The following is an 18043-nucleotide window of genomic DNA, read 5'->3' as shown; positions in this document are numbered from 1 at the left end:
CGGCTTCGGTTCCGGGTCTCGACGAGCGCAGCTCGTCGAGACCCGGTATCAGTCCGCGCCGCGCCCGGAAATGCGGATGCCTCTGAAGGCGTCCGTTACAGCGACCACTGCGTGATATCCGCCCGCAGCTTCCGGTTCGCGCGCTGGTTCTTAAGATCGACGAACAGGCCGTCCTGCGCGACGAGCGCGGAGAGCGTCTCGTCGTCGAGATCGGCATAGCCGGCATGGGGAACGGCGACGATCACCAGATCATAGGCAGTATCCAGCGCCCCGGGTGAGACGGTGAAATCGAACTCGTGCCGCACTTCCTCCGGGTCCGCCAGCGGATCATGGACGGTGATGTCGTGCCCCAGCGATTTCAGGCGATCGATGATGTCCACCACGCGGCTGTTGCGGAGGTCGGGGACATTTTCCTTGAAGGTGAGGCCCATCACCAGCACCGACCCCGCGCCGCCCCGGCGCTCGTGAAGCTGCTCGGCGATCCAGGCGCCCATCGTGTCGTTGGTCGAACGGCCGGCCAGGATGATGCGCGGCTCGTGCCCGAGTTCCTGTGCGCGGAAGCTGAGATAATAGGGATCGACGCCGATGCAGTGTCCACCGACAAGGCCGGGTTGAAAGGGCAGGAAATTCCATTTGGTGCCGGCGGCCTGAAGCACGTCCCAGATCGATATGTCCATGCGCGCGAAGATCTGGGTGATCTCGTTCATGAAGGCGATGTTGATGTCGCGCTGCGCATTCTCGATGACCTTGGCGGCCTCGGCGACCTTGATCGATCGCGCGCGGAAGACCCCCGCCTTGGTGACCTTGCCGTAGATCGCGGCCAGACGCCCGGTCACATCGTCATTCTCGCCCGCGACGACCTTGATGATCCGGTCGACGGTATGTTCGCGGTCGCCGGGATTGATGCGTTCGGGGGAATAGCCAAGGAAGAAGTCCTCGCCGCGGCGCAGCCCCGATATCTCCTCGATGATCGGCCCGCACACATCCTCGGTGACGCTGGGATAGACGGTGCTTTCATAGACGATGATCGGCTTGTGCGCCGCATCCAGCAACCGGGAGACCGTTCGGGTCGCGCTGACGACGGGGGTCAGGTCCGGCCGGTTATCCTTGTCCACGGGCGTCGGCACGGTCACGATATAGACATCGGCGCCCGCGCAGTCCTCGGGCGCGCTGGTCAGCGCCAGCCGGGTTCTCAGCAGTTCGGCGGAATCGATCTCGCCCGTGCGGTCCTGTCCGGCCTTGAGCTCGGCGATGCGATGCGTGTCGATATCCAGCCCGATCACGTCGTAATAACGCGCCAGCGCGACCGCCAGCGGCAGGCCGACATATCCCAATCCTACGACGACGATCTTCTCCGAACTCATGACGAACGCTACTCCATTGTGGGGGGGATGGGGATCGCCCGGCCGTTGCCGGGCAGGCAGGAACCAGCTTCTTGCCGGTGGGGATTCCGGTCTCTTCTTGTGAACATGATCGTTGAAGGGCGCGGCCTTTGCGGCTCTGATTCATCGAGAATTTGCCGGCGCCCGATCTGAAGACCGCAGGTCGCGTTTCCCAGCGCGCGCATTGCCGATCTTGCGGACCATGGATCCGGATTTCTGCGTGCGGCATCGCACAAAATTATGACCTGATCGTTGATGCTGCGCCGATCCGTGCCGCCCATCGGTCCATATGATTCCATGCCGGGAGCGCCGGGCAGGATGATCGCTGCCGACCGCGTCGAACGGGGCAGGGATTCCCGGCGGTCAAGCGGAATCGGGTATAAAACTGGTTATTAAATTGACTCGACTTTGCCCGTGGCGGCTGGAATGGTCACGGCCGAACGGTTGTGGTTCCGCATGCGTTCGCTCTGTGGGGATGGAGCAAATGTGGGGAGTGATAGTGCCTGCCCTGGCTGCGGCCGGGTTTGCTTGCTTTTTTGCGGCATGCATATGGCTGGTCAGGCTGTTCCTGATCGCACCGACCGGGTATCAGGATCGCGACGGCTTTCATCTGGGTGATCAGGGATCCGATGCCGATCTGCCGCTGGCCGGTTTGCTCGATCATGTGCGTCGGGGCGAACTCGCGACCATGGTTTCCGGCGAAATGTCCATCGATCGGGATTCGATAGTGGCTGGAGCGAGGCGGGCAGGACATACCCATCGCCAATCGCCCAAGCGACCGCAGCGCGATGCTGCGGCGGATTCTGCCGCGAAGCGCCTGTCGAAGATCGGAGCACGGCCTCCCAAGGCCTGATCCCTCACTGAACAGATCGATCGGATTGCGCATCCGGGAACTTGTGATCGATTTTCTAATTCTCTCTGATGGACGCAGATCGTTTCCCGCAGGCGCGTGACGGGCATAGTCTCTTGCCTGCGGGGAATCGGAGAGGAGCAATTCCATGGATGCGACGACAAGCGGCAGCCCATTGAGCGATCCGGGCAAGGAGCCCGCGGCACTGCGATCGCTACTGGGCCGAACCAACAGGGACTGGTGGCCTAACCAGCTCTCGCTCGACATCCTTCATCAGAACGGCCTGAGCGGCAATCCGATGGGCGACGGCTTTGATTATGCGAAGGCGTTCAAGTCGCTCGACTATGCGGCGGTGAAGCAGGATCTCCACGCATTGATGACCGACAGCCAGCCCTGGTGGCCGGCTGACTATGGCCATTACGGCCCCTTCTTCATCCGCATGGCCTGGCACAGCGCCGGCACCTATCGCACCGGTGACGGCCGTGGCGGCGCCTCTTCGGGCTCGCAGCGCTTCGCGCCGCTCAACAGCTGGCCCGACAACGCCAATCTCGACAAGGCACGCCGGCTGCTCTGGCCGATCAAGCAGAAATATGGCCGCAAGCTTTCATGGGCCGATCTGCTGATCCTGGCGGGCAATGTCGCGATCGAATCGATGGGCGGGCCGGTCTTCGGCTTCGGCGGCGGGCGCGAGGACGTGTTCGAGCCCGAAAAGGACATTTACTGGGGCACCGAGGAGGAATGGCTGGGCGCCACCCGGATCGACGAGGAATCGGGCAGGGCGCTCGAAAACCCGCTCGCCGCGATCCAGATGGGCCTGATCTACGTCAATCCCGAAGGGCCGGGCGGCAAGCCCGATCCGATGATGTCGGCGCGCGACATCCGTGAGACGTTCGCCCGCATGGCGATGGATGACGAGGAGACGCTGGCGCTGACCGCCGGCGGCCACACCTTCGGCAAATGCCATGGCGCCGGCGACGCCTCGAAGGTCGGCGCGGAGCCCGAGGGCGCGGATATCGCGCAGCAGGGGCTCGGCTGGCAAAGCGGCCATGAAAGCGGCGTTGGCGATCACACCATCACCAGCGGTCTCGAAGGACCGTGGACGCCGACGCCGATCCAGTGGTCGATGAACTATTTCCGCATGCTGCTCGACTATGACTATGATCTGGTGAAAAGCCCGGCCGGCGCATGGCAATGGCAGCCCAGGGACCAGAAGCCGGAGGACATGGCGCCCGGCGCGCACAGCCCGGATCGGCGCGTGCCGACGATGATGACCACCGCCGACATGGCGTTCAAGGTCGATCCGAAATATCGCGAGATATCGGAACGGTTCCGCGCCAATCCCGACCAGTTCGCCGATGCCTTCGCGCGTGCCTGGTTCAAGCTGACGCATCGCGACATGGGGCCGAAGGTTCGCTATCTCGGGCCGGAGGTGCCGGCCGAGGACCTGATCTGGCAGGATCCGATCCCGGCGGCGGATCACGCGCCGATCGGCGAGGCGGAGATCGCCGATCTCAAGCGCAGGATCCTCGCATCGGGCCTGAGCGTGGCCGACCTCGTCCAGACCGCCTGGGCGTCCGCCTCCACCTTCCGGGGTTCGGACAAGCGCGGCGGCGCCAATGGCGCGCGTGTTCGCCTGGCGCCGCAAAAGGACTGGGCGGTCAATCAGCCCGATCAGCTCGCCCGCGTGCTCGGCGTGCTCGAAACCATCAAGGGCGATTTCGACGGCGCGGCGCAGGGTGGCGCGAAGGTCAGCCTGGCCGATCTGATCGTACTGGGCGGCGGCGCCGCGATCGAAAAGGCGGCGAAGGATGCCGGCCATGACGTGACGGTGCCGTTCACGCCCGGCCGCGCCGACGCGACGCAGGAACAGACCGATGTCGAGAGCTTCGAACCGCTCGAACCCAGGGCTGACGGCTTCCGCAATTACCTGTCGGTGCGCTTCAGCGTGCCGACCGAGGAATTGCTGATCGACCGTGCCCAGTTGCTCGGCCTCAGCGCGCCGGAGATGACGGTGTTGGTGGGTGGCTTGCGCGTTCTCGGCGCCAATCATGGCGGCTCGACCCATGGCGTGCTGACCGATCGGCCGGGCCAGCTCACCAACGACTTCTTCGTCAACCTGCTCGACATGGGCACCGCGTGGAAGGAAGTCAGCGATCGCGGCGACGAGGTGTTCGTCGGCACTTGCCGCGCGACCGACACCGAGAAATGGACCGCCACCCGCACCGATCTGGTGTTCGGTTCGAACTCGCAGCTTCGCGCCCTGTCCGAAGTCTATGCGGCGAGCGACGCGGGCGAGAATTTCGTCGCCGATTTCGTCGCCGCCTGGACGAAGGTGATGAACGCGGACCGTTTCGACCTCCGCGCCTGACGGCACCTTGCCATTGGTCTGGCAGGCTGTTGAAAAGCCCTGTCGTCCCGCGCAGGCGCGTTGGCGCCCGGGATTTGATTCAGGATGCGCGATGGCGAGATTTTCTCCTCCCCATCGAAGATGGGGAGGGGGACCGCCACGGCCTGAGCCGTGGTGGTGGAGGGGAAGTGCGATGCCGATGCCACGCAGCGGCTGCGGCAGCGTTATCCCGCGATTTCCGCCAATTGCGGCGGGAAATGACGCATCGAAATTCCCCTCCACCACGCCGCTTCGCGCCGTGGTCCCCCTCCCCACGCTGCGCGTAGGGAGGAGAGGAGCCCGGATCATGTCCCGACGATAAGTTGGTGGGCATCCTCCCAGGAATTATCGGATCCGCGAAAAATTCCGACGGGAAAATCCCGGGCACCAGTGCGCATGCGCGGGGATGACGATGTCGGGCGTCAGAAGCGCTGCATATCGTTTGCGATGATGACCGGCCCGTCATAGCGCCGGGCGATCTCGGCCATATAGGGGAGCGCCGCGTCTTCCCTGGTGCCGGCCAGATGCGAGACGATCACCGCGCGTACCCCCGCGCGGCGTGCCATGTCGCCGATTTCGGCGGGCACCAGATGCTGTTTCTCGAAATGCTCCGCCCATTCGGCCTTGGCCTGTGGCGAGATGGTCTTCGAGAATGCTTCCAGCCTGACCAGCGTGTTGGGCAGGTCGATCAGTTCCGCGACCAGCAGGTCCGCGCCCGCCGCAAGCCTTTCCACCGCCGGGGACGGGCCGGTGTCGCCGGTGAAGACGATCGACCGGTCGGGCAGGTCGAACCGGTAGGAGAGCGACTGGTGCCGCGCATGTTCGGGGCTGTCGGGCGGAAAGCTGTAATGGCTGTTCACCACGGCCGAGACGGCGATGCCGCCGATCCTGACGGCGGACATGTCGGTCAGCTCCACCACCTCGATATTCCGCGCGGGCGGAACATGGCGCTCGCCGGGCACGCCATAGCGCACCGCCGCGCTCGGCTCCATCGCGGCGAGCAGCCCGTTCACCAGGTCCCTCGTGCCGCGCGGGCCATGGATGGTGAGCGGGCCGGGCGTGTCGAGCTGGAAGCGGAGACCGAGCACCGCGAACAGCCCGCCGATATGATCGAAATGGAGATGGGTGAGGAAGATGCCGCGCAGCGAGGCGAAGCTTGCGCCGGCCGCCACCATGGCGTCCGCCGCGCCGTCGCCGCTGTCGATCAGATAGGAATCGGATCCGTTGGTCAGCAGGTTGGCGGGCTGCGAGCGGATCGGGCTGGGCAGGGGGCCGCCGAGCGTGCCCAGGGTGACCAGTTCGAAACGGGCCGGTTGTTCGGCGGCGGCATGGGCCGGCGCCAGCCACCACAACAGCGCGGCCAGCAGGGCGCGACCGGTGCGCGTCATGCCGTCTCTCCCGAAATCGCGAGCGTCGCCGATGCCGTCGCCAGCAGTCGTCCGCCGCCTTCGATCCGGGCTTCGGCGAAGATCAGGCGTCGGCCGGCCGAAACGATCCGCCCGCGCGCGGTGATCGGGCCCGTGGCGAAGGGGCGCAGGAAGTTGGTCTTGAGCTCCACCGTCCGCACATTGCCCCCGCCGAGATGGTGCATGGCGATGCGGGCCATCGCGACGTCCGCGAGCGTGAGATAGATGCCGCCATGGACGAGGCCGAGATCGTGATGATGGCGATCGTCGATGTCGAGCGCGACGGCGAAGGCATCGTCCTCCATGCCGATCAGGCGCAGGCCCAGCAGCGCGTTGAGGCCGCTCATCAGCGCGGCAGCTTCAGCAGGTTGGCGATGTTGTTGCGCTGGATCGCCGAGGATCCGCCCAAGATCGGCATCACCAATATGTCGCGGACATAACGTTCCATGTCGAAATCGCGGACATAGCCATAGGCGCCCAGGATCTGCTGGCAGGAGAGCACGATGTCGCGCGCGGTGTCGCATACGAACAGCTTGGCCATCGCGGTCTCCACCGCCGCCGGCTGATGCGCGTCGATCAGCGCGGCGGCGTTGTACGTCATCAGCCGGCACGCCTCGAAGCGGGTCCTGGCGTCGGCGAGCATGTGGCGGATCGACTGGATCGTGCAGATCGGCTTGCCGAACTGCACGCGTTCCTGCGCATAGGTCCAGGCGTCCGCGATGGCCCCGCGCGCGATGCCCAGCGCCATCGCCGCGACCTCGATCTTCTCGACGTCCAGGCCCGGCCCCACCAGTTTCGCCCAGCCCTGCCCGATGCCATCCTCTCCGCCGACGACATTGGCGACGGGCACGCGGACATCGTCGAAGGTCACGTCGAACGTGCCGCCGCCCTTCAGCCCCAGCGTGTCCTGCGCTTCCAGCGTCACGCCCGGCGCATGCGGCGGGATCAGGACGAGCGACAGGTTGCGGTATCGTTCCTCCGCCGGGCCGGTGCGGACCAGCGCATAGATGAAGTCCGAGATGGCCGCGCCCGAGCAGAAGCGCTTGCTGCCGCGGATCACCAGTTCGTCGCCGTCCCGCCGCGCCGTGGTCCGCACCGAGGCAAGGTCGGCGCCCACATCGGGCTCGGTGAAGCCATAGGCGAACATCAGCCCTTCCGATGCCACGCGCGGCAGCAATTCGCGGCGTTGCGCGTCCGATGCGACCTCGACCAGGTTGAGCCCGGCATAGCAGCTCGACTGGATATAGGCGCAGCCCACCGCCATGCTGCGCGAACACAGTTCCTCGATCGTCACGATCGTCGCGGTGATGTCGCGCCCGCTGCCGCCATATTGCTCCGGCACGGTCAGGCCGGTCAGCCCCAGTTCGGCGAGCTTCAGGTGAACCTCGCGCGGGAAATGATTCTCCTTGTCCCAGCGGCTGACGCTGTCGCGCGGCATTTCCTTGTCGATGAAGCGGCGCAGCGTTTCGCGCAGCATGGTGATGTGTTCCGCTTCGCCCGCTGCGTTCATCGATCGGTCTCGCTTCCTCACCCGGTGATTGACTGGCTGGCAAGGCTAGGAAGCGGCCCCCTCACATCAAACTCGCAATCGTTCATGATCCGGGCGGTCACGATCCGGCCGCGCATGGTCGAGCGAAAGTGCAAGGCGATGCGAGTTCAAGCTGAGCGGGCGGGCCGATAGCCGGATCGCAGTTCGACGGGCGGCACGCAAGCGTGGCCGCTCCCTCTTCGCCAGCCAGGAGTCAGCCTTGCAGAAACGCGGCATCATGTCGTTCGGCGCCTATGTTCCGCGCCGCCGGCTCGATCGACAAACGATCGCACAGGCCAATGCCTGGGCCAGCCCCGGGCTGGTGAACGCCGCGCGCGGCGCCCGCGCGATGTGCGCGCATGACGAGGACAGCATCACCATGGCGGTGGCGGCGGGCAGGGCGGTGCCGTTCGCCGGGGCCGCGGTCGCCTCGCTCCGCTTCGCATCCACCACCATGCCCTTCGCCGACCGGCTGAACGCCACGCTGATCGGCGAGGCATTGTCGCTGCCAGCGACGATTCGCACGGCCGACCTGTCCGGATCGCTGCGATCGGGCGTTGGGGCGTTGCTCGGCGCGATCGAGGCGGGTGGCGACGAACTCGTCATCGCGGCCGACAACCGGCAGGCGCGCCCGGGCAGCCCGCAGGAATTGCGGCTGGGGGACGGCGCCGCCGCCATCCTTGTCGGATCGCGCGACCTGATCGCCGAATATGTGGCGTCGCGATCGGTCTCGGTCGATTTCAACGACCATTATCGCTCGCGCGACGCCCGGTTCGATTATGTGCTGGAGGAACGCTGGGCGCGCGAGCTCGGCCAGTTCGGGATCATCCCGCCCCTCGTCTCCGCGCTTCTCGAAAAGGCGGGCGTGGATGCCACCGAGCTTCGTCATTGCGTGTTCGCGCATTTTTCGGCGCAGGAAGCGCAGGCGGTGGCGAAACGCTGCGGCATCGCCGCCGAAGCCGTCGTCGCGGACCTGCATGGCGAGGTGGGAGACACCGGCGCGGCGCATCCGCTGCTGCTGCTGACCAAGGCGTTGCAGGCGGCCGCGCCGGGCGAACTGATCCTGCTGCTCGGCTATGGCCATGGCGCGGAGGCGATCCTGCTGCGCGCCACCGACCGCATCGGCGAGGCCCGCGCGATGACCGGGGCCGATGCCCAGGTGGATACCGGCGTCGCCGACCGCAACTATCTGCGCTTCCTTTCCTTCAATGGCCTGCTCCAGATGGATTGGGGCATGCGCGCGGAGCGTGACAACCGCACCGCGCAATCGGCCTTTTTCCGTCACCGCCAGACCGTCACCCAGGCGGTGGGCGGGCGTTGCACCGCCTGCGGCACGCCCCAGTTCCCGCGTTCGCGGGTGTGCGTGAACCCCGAATGCCATGCGACCGATACGCAGGAGGCGGAGGGTTTCGCCGACAAGCGCGCGACCGTGAAGTCCTTCACCGAGGATTGGCTGGGCCTCTCGTTCAATCCGCCGCTGATGTACGGCAATATCCGTTTCGAGGGCGGCGGCGTCGCCATGCTGGAGTTCAGCGATTTCGAGCCCGGCGAACTCCATGTCGGCGCGCCGCTGGAACTGGCCTTCCGCATCAAGGACATCGACGAGAAGCGTGGCTTCCGCCGCTATTGCTGGAAGGCGATCCCGCCACGCGCCGCCGTATCATCCACATCGCAGGAGACGGCCAATGGCTGATGGTATCCGGGACAAGGTCGCCATTCTGGGCATGGGGTGCAGCCGTTTCGGCGAACGCTGGGATTGCAGCGCCGAGGACCTGATGGTCGAATCCTTCGCGGAGGCGCTGGCCGACGCCGGGATCGAACAGGATCGGATCGAGGCGGCGTGGTTCGGCATGTCGGTCGACGAACATGGGCTCGGCAAGTCCGCGCTGTCGCTGACCTCCGCGCTGCGCCTGCCCAATATCGCGGCGACCCGCGTCGAGAATATGTGCGCGACGGGAACCGAGGCGCTGCGCGGCGCGGTCTATGGCGTCGCCTCCGGCGCCTATGACATCGCGCTCGCCATGGGTGTCGAGAAGCTCAAGGACACCGGCTATGGCGGCCTGCCCGAACGCACCAAGGGCACGTTCGAGGATCTCTGGTTCCCCAGCGTCACCGCGCCGGGCAGCTTCGCGCAGTTCGCCAGCGCCTATGTCGCGCGCCACGGCATCGACATGGACGGGCTCAAGGAAGCGATGGCCCATGTCTCGTGGAAGAGCCACGAGAATGGCGCGCGCAATCCCAAGGCGCATCTGCGCTCGCGCGTCAGCAAGGAGAAGATCCTGGCCGCGCCGATGATCGCCTATCCGCTGGGCCTCTATGACTGTTGCGGGGTCAGCGACGGATCGGCCTGCGCGATCGTCACCACCCCGGCGATCGCTGAGAAGCTGGGGCGCACCGGCCCGCTCGTCACCGTCAAGTCGATGCAGCTCGCGCTCAGCAACGGATCGGAAGTCGGGTTCGACGGCTGGGACGGCAGCTATGCCGTGACCACGCGGCTGGCCGCCCAGCGCGCCTATCGGGAAGCCGGCATCCGCGACCCGCGCGCCGAGCTCGACCTGATCGAGGTGCATGACTGTTTCTCGATCACCGAGCTGGTGACGATGGAGGATCTCGGCCTGGCCGATCCGGGGCAGGGGTGGCGCGAGGTGCTGGCCGGCAGCTTCGACAGCACGGGCCAGGTGCCCTGCAATATCGACGGCGGCCTCAAATGCTTCGGTCATCCCATCGGGGCCACCGGCCTGCGCATGGCCTATGAGGTCTATCAGCAGCTTCGCGGCAATGCGGGGGAGCGGCAGCTCGGCAGCCCCCGGCTTGGCCTCACCCACAATCTTGGCGGCTATCCCAACAAGAATGTCTGCAGCATCTCGATCCTCGGGACGTGCTGAGCTTGACCAGAATGACAGGATTTCCCGCATGAGCGAACCCTATCGGCTGGACGGCCGCACCTATATCGTCACCGGCGGCGCGCAGGGCGTCGGCCGCGCCTTGGTCGAATTCGGCCTGGCGCGCGGCGCCAATGTGGTGATGGTCGATATCAACACGGCGCTGCTCGATCAGGCGGCCGCCGAGATCGCCAATCCCAGGTTGCTGGCGCTGACCGTCAATGTCGCGGTCGAGGCGGAGGTGGAGGCGATGGCGGATCAGGCCGTCGCGCGCTTCGGCGATCTGCACGGGCTGATCAACAATGCCGGCATCGTCCGCGCCGCGATGGCGCACGAGATGGAACTCGCCACCTGGCAGCAGGTGATCGACGTCAACCTGACCGGGGCGTTCCTCTGCCTGCGCGCGGTCGGCCGCAGGCTGATCGACAGGGCCGGTCGCGGCGATCCCGTGCCCGGGCGGATCGTCAACATTTCCTCGGACGCCGGGCGCCGGGGAACGATCGGCCAGATCAATTATGGCGCCGCCAAATCGGGCGTGCTGGGCCTCACCATGAGCGCGGCGCGCGAATGGGCGCGTCACGGCATCACCGTGAACAGCATCTGCTACGGCGTCGTCGAAACGCCGATGACCGACACCATCCGCACCGAGAAGTTCCGCGACCGCTATCTGCGCCAGATCCCGCTGGGCCGTTTCTGCGACGCGGCCGAAGTGGCGCCCGCGACATGGTTTTTCCTGACCGACGCCGCCAGCTACATCACCGGCCAGCACCTCTCGGTCGATGGCGGTTTCCACATTGCGGCCTGAGTTGGCGCCCGAACTGATCATCGAACGGGCGGGCGCGATCCTGCATATCCGGCTGGACCGTCCGGCGGCGCGCAACGCGCTCACCCCGGCCATGTACGACGGCATGCGCGCGGCGATCGCGGCGGCATCGGCGGATGATGCGATCAGAGCCGTTCTGGTCACGGCGGCCGGCCCCTGTTTTTGCGCGGGCAATGACGCGGCCGGTTTCGAACGGATGCGTCACCTGCCCAGGGACGAGCGCCCCGGCTACCGCTTCATGACCACGCTGCTCGATTGCCCGAAGCCGCTGGTCGCGGCGGTGGCGGGCAATGCCGTGGGCATCGGCGCGACGATGCTGCTGCATTTCGATCTGGTCTATTGCGCGCCGGGCACGCGTTTCCACTTTCCGTTCACGCGACTGGGGCTCGTGCCCGAATTCGCCTCTTCCTATCTGCTGCCACGCATGGCGGGCCATGCCCGCGCCGCGCGATGGCTGCTGCTTGGCGATCCCATGGACGCAACGGACGCGCTCGATATCGGTCTCGTCACCGAATGCGTCCCCGATGGATCGCCCGACACCCATGCGCAGGCGGTGGCCGAACGGCTGGCCGCGCTGCCCGCGACGGCGCTGGCGGAGAGCCGGGCGCTGATGCGCGCGCCGAAGCGGCGCGACGTCGCGGAAATCATGGCGACCGAGATGGACCGGCTCTCCGAACGCCTGGCAAGCGAGGAGACCCGCGCGCTGCTCGCGCGGCTGGCGTCACCGAACCGGAAATGAGCCCAATGCGAGGTGCCCGGCGAATACGCTCTGATAGCCTGCCGGAAACAGCCCCGCCGCCTGCGCGGCCGTCGCGGCGATCTCGGGATGAGGAATGACCATGGGTATCGATTACTCCCCCTATAACGAGGCGCTGTGGGCCGATCCCTGGCCGACCTATGCCCGGATGCAGGACGAGGCGCCGGCCTGCTATATCGAGGATCTCGACTGCTGGGCGTTGTCGCGCTTCGAGGATGTCTGGCAGGCGAGCATGGACCGCGAGTCCTTCACCGCCAGCCATGGCACGTCGACCGACGCGCTGTTCCTTTCCTCCGATCCGCCGCCGGCCGTGTTCCTGTTCATGGACCCGCCCCAGCATGCGAAACATCGCAACCTGATCGCGCGCGCCTATACCAAGGATAAGATCGCGACGATCGACGACCATGTCCGCCAGGTCGTCCGCCGGCTGATGGCGCCGATGCTGGAGGAAGGGCGGCTCGACGTCCATCGCCTCGCCAGCCGCACCGCGCTCGAGATCATCGCCGCATTCGTCGGCCTGAGCATCGAGGAGGTCTTGCGGATCCGCGACTATATCGACCGTTTCTACACGCGCGAGCCGGGGGTGCGCGGCACCACCGAGGCGGGCGCCCGCGCCTTTGCGGAAGCGCATGATTATATCGTCGGGCTGATCGAGCGATATCGCCGTTCGCCACCGGCCGAACACAGCCATATCGTCGCCTGGCTCAACGCCGGTTTCGACGAGGGGCTGAGCGTCGATCAGCTCTTCTTCAACATCTTCGCGATGATCATCACCGGATCGGATACGGTGCCGCTGTCGACGGCGGGGTGCATCTACCAGCTCGATCGGCATCCCGAGCAGCTTTCGGCATTGCGCGACGATCCGTCGCTCGCGGCCGGCGCTTTCGAGGAAGCCGTGCGTTTCGACCAGCCGACCAACCTGCTCGGCCGCCGGCTGGTGCGGGACCGGGTGCTGCATGGGGAGACGATGCGCGCCGGGCAATCGGTGCTGTTCCTCTATGCCGCCGCCTGTCGCGACGAGCGCGAATTCGCCGATCCCAACCGCTTCGACATCCGCCGCGTCCAGCGGCGCAACCTGTCCTTCGGCACGGGCCTGCACTTTTGCCTTGGCCAGCATCTCGCCCGGCTGGAAGGGCGGATCCTGATCGAGGAGATGCTGGGCGCGATCGACGCGTTCGAAGTCGACCGCGAGGGATGCCGCCGCATCGTCGGGGAATTCCTGCAAGGCTTCAATTCGGTGCCGATCCGTTTCCGTCCCCGCTGAGCGAGGCGCGCATGCCTTCCTGTTCGTCACCCCGGCGAAAGCCGGGGTCCATGCGATGCCGGTTTCCAGATGCCGGGCTTCGTATCGATTCCGGCTTTCATATTGCTGCCCCCCAGATCCGTTCGGGCTGAGCCTGTCGAAGCCCTGCTTTTCCTTTGGTTCGGAAGGAGAAGTACAGGGCTTCGACAGGCTCAGCCCGAGCGGTTGGAGGGGGGGCGTTATCCGGGCACCGAGTGAACGCGAGAATGACGTGATGGGCATTTTCTCGCTCGTGCCTTTCGGGGATCGCCTGGCCCTCTTCCGTGCTGGGCGAGACGCGTCATGGCGGTGAGGCAGATCGGCCTGGACGCCGTGCCGGCGCTGTTGTCTCGGTCCGAAAGGCTGTTCGTGCCGGGCACCAGCGGCGAACCTGCCGCGCTGCATGGACTCGCCGGGACATCGCCGGAGAGTTTCGCCCATCTCTCCGTGCTGACCTCGTTCGTGTCGGGCCTCAACCGCTTCGACGGGCCGGCGCTTCGCGCCGCCGGCAATGTCACCGGCTTCTTTCCCGCCGGGCACGACGGGCCGGCGCGCTATCGGCAGCTTTGCGCGACCTATTCGGGCATCACCGACGAAATCGGCCGGTTCGCGCCCGACATCCTGTTCGTTCCGGTCAGCCCGCCCGATCGCGCCGGCATGGTCTCGACCGGGCTGTGCGCCGAATTCTTCGAAGCCGCGATGGCGGCCGCCTCGTGCCGGGTCGCGCTGATCCATGCCGACATGCCCATCCTGCCCGGCGGCCAGACGTTTCCGCTGGACGCCTTCACCCATGTCGTCCGCGCGTGCCCGGCCGCGCCGCCGGTTCATGAGGGCGCGGACGGCACCGATCCGGTGAGCGAGGCGATCGCCGGTCATGTCGCGCGGCTGATCCGCGACGGAAACACAGTGCAGGCGGGGATCGGCCGGATACCCGCCCGCGTCTTCGCCCGCCTCACCGGGCGGCGCGGGCTGCGCCTCCATTCGGGCCTGCTGAGCGATCCGCTGCGCACCCTGATGGATGCGGGCGCGCTCGATCCCGACAGCCCGGTCTGCTGCGCCACGATCGTCGGGTCACGCGCCTTCCAGCGCTGGCTCGATGGCCGGCACGGCATCGCGCTGCGCCCGATCGCCCATACCCACGGTTTTTCCACGCTGGCGGCGATCGACGGCTTCGTCGCGGTGAATTCGGCGCTGGAGGTTGACCTGTCGGGTCAGGTCAATGCCGAAAGGGCGGCCGGCCGCATGGTGAGCGCGCGCGGCGGCCTGCCGGATTTCGCGGCGGCGGCGCACCGTTCGCGGGGCGGCCTTTCGATCATCGCGCTGCCCGCCATGGCCAAGGGCCGCACGCGCATCGTCGCGCGGCTGGGGATTGATGGTCCAGTCAGCGTGGCGGGCCATGATGTCGATATCGTCGTCACCGAGCATGGCGCCGCCGATCTGCGCGGCAAGGACGCCGAGGAAAGGGCGCGCGCGATCGTCGCGGTCGCGGCCCCCGAACAGCGCCGCGACCTGCTGGGGGCGTTGGATCTATAGTCGAGGGCCGCCTTATTGTTCGTGAGGTTGCTTCGCGGTCGTCATTGCGAGCGAAACGAAGCAATCCAGCGGCGCGACGGGCATTGGATTGCCGCGCTTCGCTCGCAATGACGATAGGGCGGTGTCCCTTTGACAGCCCGCTAAAAACGCAACGGCAGGCCGAGTTCACGACGCGCGATGATGTTCTTCTGGATCTCGGAGGATCCCGCGCCGATCGTGTCGAGCGCGGTCGCGCGATAGGACCATTCCCATTTGCCGGCGGCGGGCGCTTGCGCGTCGGCCTTGTGGAGCAGGCCGTCCGTTCCCAGGCTGTCCAGCGCGAAATCGGCGAGCCGCTGGTGAAGGCCGGTGCTGTAGAGCTTGCACATCGCGGCCTCGACGGTCGGCACCCGCCCCTGTGACGAGGCATAGATCACGCGCCGTTGCAGCATCTTCGACAGTTCGACATCGGCGGTCAGGCGGGCCAGATGCCGGCGGACATGCGGGCGCGCCGCGATCGCCGCGCCGTCGCCGCCTTCGGTGCAAAGCAGGGCGCGCAGCGCCTTCAGCTTCTCTTCGAGCGGGCTAAAGGTGTAGAAGGTGAAACGCTCATAATCGAGCGCCTCGCAGATATAGGTCCAGCCCTTGTTGACCTCGCCCACGACATAGTCGTCGCTGACGAAGACATTGTCGATGAACACCTGGTTGGTCACATGTTCGCCCATCGTCTCGATCGGATGGATGGTGATGCCGGGCTGGTCCATCGGCAGCAGGAACAGGCTGATGCCCTTGTGCTTCGGCGCGTCGAAATCGGTGCGCGCAGCCAGCCAGTACCAGTCGGCGAAATGCGCCGATGTCGTGAACATCTTCTGGCCATTGAGCAGCCAGCCATTCTCGGCGCGATCGGCGCGCAGCCTGAGTGCTGCAAGGTCCGATCCGGCATGCGGCTCGGTATAGCCCAGCGCGAACTCGATCTCCGCCTTCAGGATGCGCGGCAGGAATTCGCGCTTGAGCCCGTCGGAGCCGTGACGGATCAGCGTTTGCCCGACACAGCCGACGCCCTTGCCGATCAGCGGGGCGCCGACGCGCGACAATTCCTCGTTGAGCAGATATTCGTAGATGCCGGGCCGGCCCTGTCCGCCATATTCGCGCGGCCAGGAAAGGCCGAGATAACCGCGCCGCGCCAGCTCGCGGTTGAACGCCTTGCGCGCGGGCGTGTCCGCCAGGATCGAATCCGATTCCCGTTCGGGGCACATGATGTCGGCCGCGTCGGGCCATTGCCTGACCTCGTCAAGGAAGGCGCGGACTTCGCCGATGAATGCCTGTTGATCCGCGTCGAAATCGAAATCCACCCGGCGCCTCCGGTCTATTTGGTGAGATATTTGACGACCGCGTCGGCGATATGATCGACAAGCTGTTCGTCGGTGATGAGGATCGTATTGTCCTCGAGATAGGCGTCGATGCTGCCCACCACGAGGTGCTGGGCGACGAACATGGCGATCTCCAGATCCTCCACCATGATCTCGTCGCGATGCTGGTGGTAGAAAGTGCGCACCGTGTTGTAGAGGAACTTCTCGGTGGTCACGCTGCGCGAGAGCCGGCCGAGCTTCGGCACCTGGCGCGGCAGCAGCATGAAGATGAAATTATGCTCGCGCCGGGTTTCCAGGATCACCGCGATGATCGTCCGGATCGCCTCGGGCAGCGGCTTGCCCATATTGGCGAGGATGCATTCGCGCAGCACCTCCGTCGCCTTGGACACCGCGTTTTCGACGAGCGCCGCGGCGATCGCCTCCTTGCTGGAGAAATATTGGTAGAGCGATCCGATGCTGACGCCGGCGACCTCGGCGATATGGTTGGTCGTCGCGGCGTCGTAGCCGCTCTTGATGATGATCGACTCGGCGGCGCCCAGGATACAGTCGACGGTGAACTGCGCCCTTTGCTGCTGCGGAACCTTGCGCGGCGAGAGTTCTGCGATCTGATGCTCCATCACGGCTTCCCTCCTGTTTCCGTCGATCGGAAGCGTCCGGTTTCGCCCGGATCTGAACGGTTCCCGACAGGAGATCATTAAAACTGAAAAAAGCTCACATTAAAGTCGTATTTTGCGATGGGGGTATCTTTCAAGGCTCGATGAAGCCGAGATCGGCCTGGATCATCGATCCGTTGACCACCGGATTGCGCGCGGCGTGGAACAGCAGTTCGGCGATTTCTTCGGGCGCGATCAGGCGCTTTTGCGTGACCAGCGAGGCGAGGTGGCTCAGCGCCTCGCCGCCATAGCTTTGCAGCATCTCCGTGTTGGTGAAGCCGGGGCAGATACAGGCGGTGTGGATGCCGGTTCCCGCCAGATCCTGCGCGGTGCTGCGCATCAGCCCCGCCACCGCGTGCTTGCTCGTCGCATAGGCGGCCATGCCGCGCGTGGCGCGCTGGCTGAGCGTCGATCCCACATACAGGATCGATGATCCCGGCCGCATCAGCGGCAGCACGACGCGGTTGAGCGCGGCCGGCGCCACGACGTTGATCTCGAGCGAACGGCGCAGGCCGTCGATGTCGATCTCGGCGGTGTCGCCCGGCACCTGCAGGGCGCTGTTGTGGATCAGGCAGATGCTCTCGCTTTCCGTGATCGCCGCGCACAGGGGGGCGGCCACGGCTTCCGCCCATGCGGGATCGGCGAAATCGGCGGCGATATCGATGACGCCGGGAAGCGCCGCGGGCGAGCGCGACAGGTTCACGATTCCGTAGCCCGCATCGGCGAAGCGGCTGGCGGTCGCATGACCGATGCCCCGGCTGCCGCCCGTGATCACCAATGTCTTGCCGGACATCATTCCCCTCCATCCCCGATCTGCATCAATTCGATGACATTGCCGTCCGGATCGGCGATCAGCGCCGCGCGCACGCCCGGACGGGGTTCCACGACAGGCTGGACGATCCTCGCCCCCGCCCGGCCGCATTCATCGATCACCGTGGCGAGGTTGTCGATCAGTATCGCGCAATAGCGCAGCCCCGCGACGGCGGACCATGCCGCACAGCCGGCCGGCCGGGGCGGCGTCGGCGGAATATAGAGGCGAAGCGTCGATTGCCCGCAGCCGATGCGGCGGATCCGGGCGCCATCCGGCAATGTCACCGATCCGGTCAGCGGCAGGCCGAGCAGGCCGTGGTAAAAGCCGATCATCGCGTCCTCGTTGGCGGTGACGATGCCCAGATCGATGCTGTCCCTGGCGAGTTTGACGCCCATCTTTTC

16 protein-coding genes are annotated in these 18043 nt (G+C 66.1%); 8 read left to right on the top strand and 8 right to left on the bottom strand.

Features of this window, described 5'->3' with window-relative positions:
- Nucleotides 1–95: 95 nt before the first annotated feature.
- Entirely contained in the window at nucleotides 96–1364 is a 1269-nt protein-coding gene (locus K7G82_RS14955) for a nucleotide sugar dehydrogenase (protein WP_222990698.1), read from the bottom strand.
- 502 nt (nucleotides 1365–1866) lie between these two features.
- Here K7G82_RS14955 and K7G82_RS14950 point away from each other — a divergent pair.
- Nucleotides 1867–2235, top strand: a complete 369-nt coding sequence (locus K7G82_RS14950; RefSeq protein WP_222990697.1) for a hypothetical protein — start codon at nucleotides 1867–1869, stop codon at nucleotides 2233–2235.
- Between the two features lie 145 nt (nucleotides 2236–2380).
- Entirely contained in the window at nucleotides 2381–4600 is a 2220-nt protein-coding gene (gene katG, locus K7G82_RS14945; protein WP_222990696.1) for a catalase/peroxidase HPI, read from the top strand.
- A 440-nt stretch (nucleotides 4601–5040) separates the two neighbouring features.
- Here katG and K7G82_RS14940 read toward each other — a convergent pair whose 3' ends face one another.
- The 3 genes from K7G82_RS14940 to K7G82_RS14930 are packed head-to-tail and all read right to left on the bottom strand — an operon-like array spanning nucleotide 5041 to nucleotide 7534.
- Nucleotides 5041–6006 (bottom strand): MBL fold metallo-hydrolase, encoded by a 966-nt coding sequence (locus tag K7G82_RS14940; protein WP_222990695.1) that lies wholly within the window; start codon nucleotides 6004–6006, stop codon nucleotides 5041–5043.
- Nucleotides 6003–6371: a PaaI family thioesterase gene (locus tag K7G82_RS14935; protein ID WP_222990694.1), complete on the bottom strand. Its 369-nt coding sequence runs from the start codon at nucleotides 6369–6371 to the stop codon at nucleotides 6003–6005. Before K7G82_RS14935 ends, K7G82_RS14940 begins: the two co-directional genes overlap by 4 nt.
- On the bottom strand, nucleotides 6371–7534 hold the full coding sequence (locus tag K7G82_RS14930) for an acyl-CoA dehydrogenase family protein (protein ID WP_222990693.1): 1164 nt from the start codon (nucleotides 7532–7534) through the stop codon (nucleotides 6371–6373). Before K7G82_RS14930 ends, K7G82_RS14935 begins: the two co-directional genes overlap by 1 nt.
- Before the next feature lie 238 nt (nucleotides 7535–7772).
- Here K7G82_RS14930 and K7G82_RS14925 point away from each other — a divergent pair, with 238 nt between their 5' ends.
- From K7G82_RS14925 to K7G82_RS14900, 6 genes are all read left to right on the top strand, one after another.
- Entirely contained in the window at nucleotides 7773–9245 is a 1473-nt protein-coding gene (locus K7G82_RS14925; protein WP_222990692.1) for a 3-oxoacyl-[acyl-carrier-protein] synthase III C-terminal domain-containing protein, read from the top strand.
- Nucleotides 9238–10437, top strand: coding sequence for an acetyl-CoA acetyltransferase (locus tag K7G82_RS14920; RefSeq protein WP_222990691.1), 1200 nt, complete (start codon nucleotides 9238–9240; stop codon nucleotides 10435–10437). The genes K7G82_RS14925 and K7G82_RS14920 overlap by 8 nt, the downstream gene beginning before the upstream one ends.
- Nucleotides 10438–10465: 28 nt before the next feature.
- Nucleotides 10466–11239 carry an SDR family NAD(P)-dependent oxidoreductase gene (locus K7G82_RS14915; protein WP_222990690.1) on the top strand — a complete coding sequence of 258 codons (774 nt, stop codon included), beginning with the start codon at nucleotides 10466–10468 and terminating at the stop codon, nucleotides 11237–11239.
- Nucleotides 11229–11996: an enoyl-CoA hydratase-related protein gene (locus K7G82_RS14910; RefSeq protein ID WP_222990689.1), complete on the top strand. Its 768-nt coding sequence runs from the start codon at nucleotides 11229–11231 to the stop codon at nucleotides 11994–11996. Before K7G82_RS14915 ends, K7G82_RS14910 begins: the two co-directional genes overlap by 11 nt.
- A gap of 94 nt (nucleotides 11997–12090) precedes the next feature.
- Complete coding sequence (locus tag K7G82_RS14905; protein ID WP_222990688.1) at nucleotides 12091–13278, top strand: cytochrome P450; 1188 nt, start codon at nucleotides 12091–12093, stop codon at nucleotides 13276–13278.
- A gap of 321 nt (nucleotides 13279–13599) precedes the next feature.
- Complete coding sequence (locus K7G82_RS14900; protein ID WP_222990687.1) at nucleotides 13600–14829, top strand: acetyl-CoA hydrolase/transferase C-terminal domain-containing protein; 1230 nt, start codon at nucleotides 13600–13602, stop codon at nucleotides 14827–14829.
- Between the two features lie 140 nt (nucleotides 14830–14969).
- Here the strand turns inward: K7G82_RS14900 and K7G82_RS30225 are convergent, their stop codons facing one another.
- The 4 genes from K7G82_RS30225 to K7G82_RS14880 all read right to left on the bottom strand — a co-directional run bounded on the left by K7G82_RS30225 (nucleotide 14970) and on the right by K7G82_RS14880 (nucleotide 18037).
- Nucleotides 14970–16160 carry an acyl-CoA dehydrogenase family protein gene (locus tag K7G82_RS30225; protein WP_343228581.1) on the bottom strand — a complete coding sequence of 397 codons (1191 nt, stop codon included), beginning with the start codon at nucleotides 16158–16160 and terminating at the stop codon, nucleotides 14970–14972.
- Between the two features lie 14 nt (nucleotides 16161–16174).
- Nucleotides 16175–16795: a TetR/AcrR family transcriptional regulator gene (locus K7G82_RS14890; protein WP_222990686.1), complete on the bottom strand. Its 621-nt coding sequence runs from the start codon at nucleotides 16793–16795 to the stop codon at nucleotides 16175–16177.
- Nucleotides 16796–16925: 130 nt separating this feature from the next.
- Nucleotides 16926–17624, bottom strand: a complete 699-nt coding sequence (locus K7G82_RS14885; RefSeq protein ID WP_222990685.1) for an SDR family NAD(P)-dependent oxidoreductase — start codon at nucleotides 17622–17624, stop codon at nucleotides 16926–16928.
- On the bottom strand, nucleotides 17624–18037 hold the full coding sequence (locus K7G82_RS14880) for a VOC family protein (protein ID WP_222990684.1): 414 nt from the start codon (nucleotides 18035–18037) through the stop codon (nucleotides 17624–17626). Before K7G82_RS14880 ends, K7G82_RS14885 begins: the two co-directional genes overlap by 1 nt.
- Between the last annotated feature and the right edge of the window lie 6 nt (nucleotides 18038–18043).

Origin of the sequence: Sphingomonas colocasiae (genome assembly GCF_019880585.1) — a bacterium.
GTDB classification, from domain to species: domain Bacteria; phylum Pseudomonadota; class Alphaproteobacteria; order Sphingomonadales; family Sphingomonadaceae; genus Sphingobium_A; species Sphingobium_A colocasiae.
The sequence above is the reverse complement of the archived record's forward strand: the minus strand, read 5'-3'. Positions and strand labels throughout refer to the sequence as shown.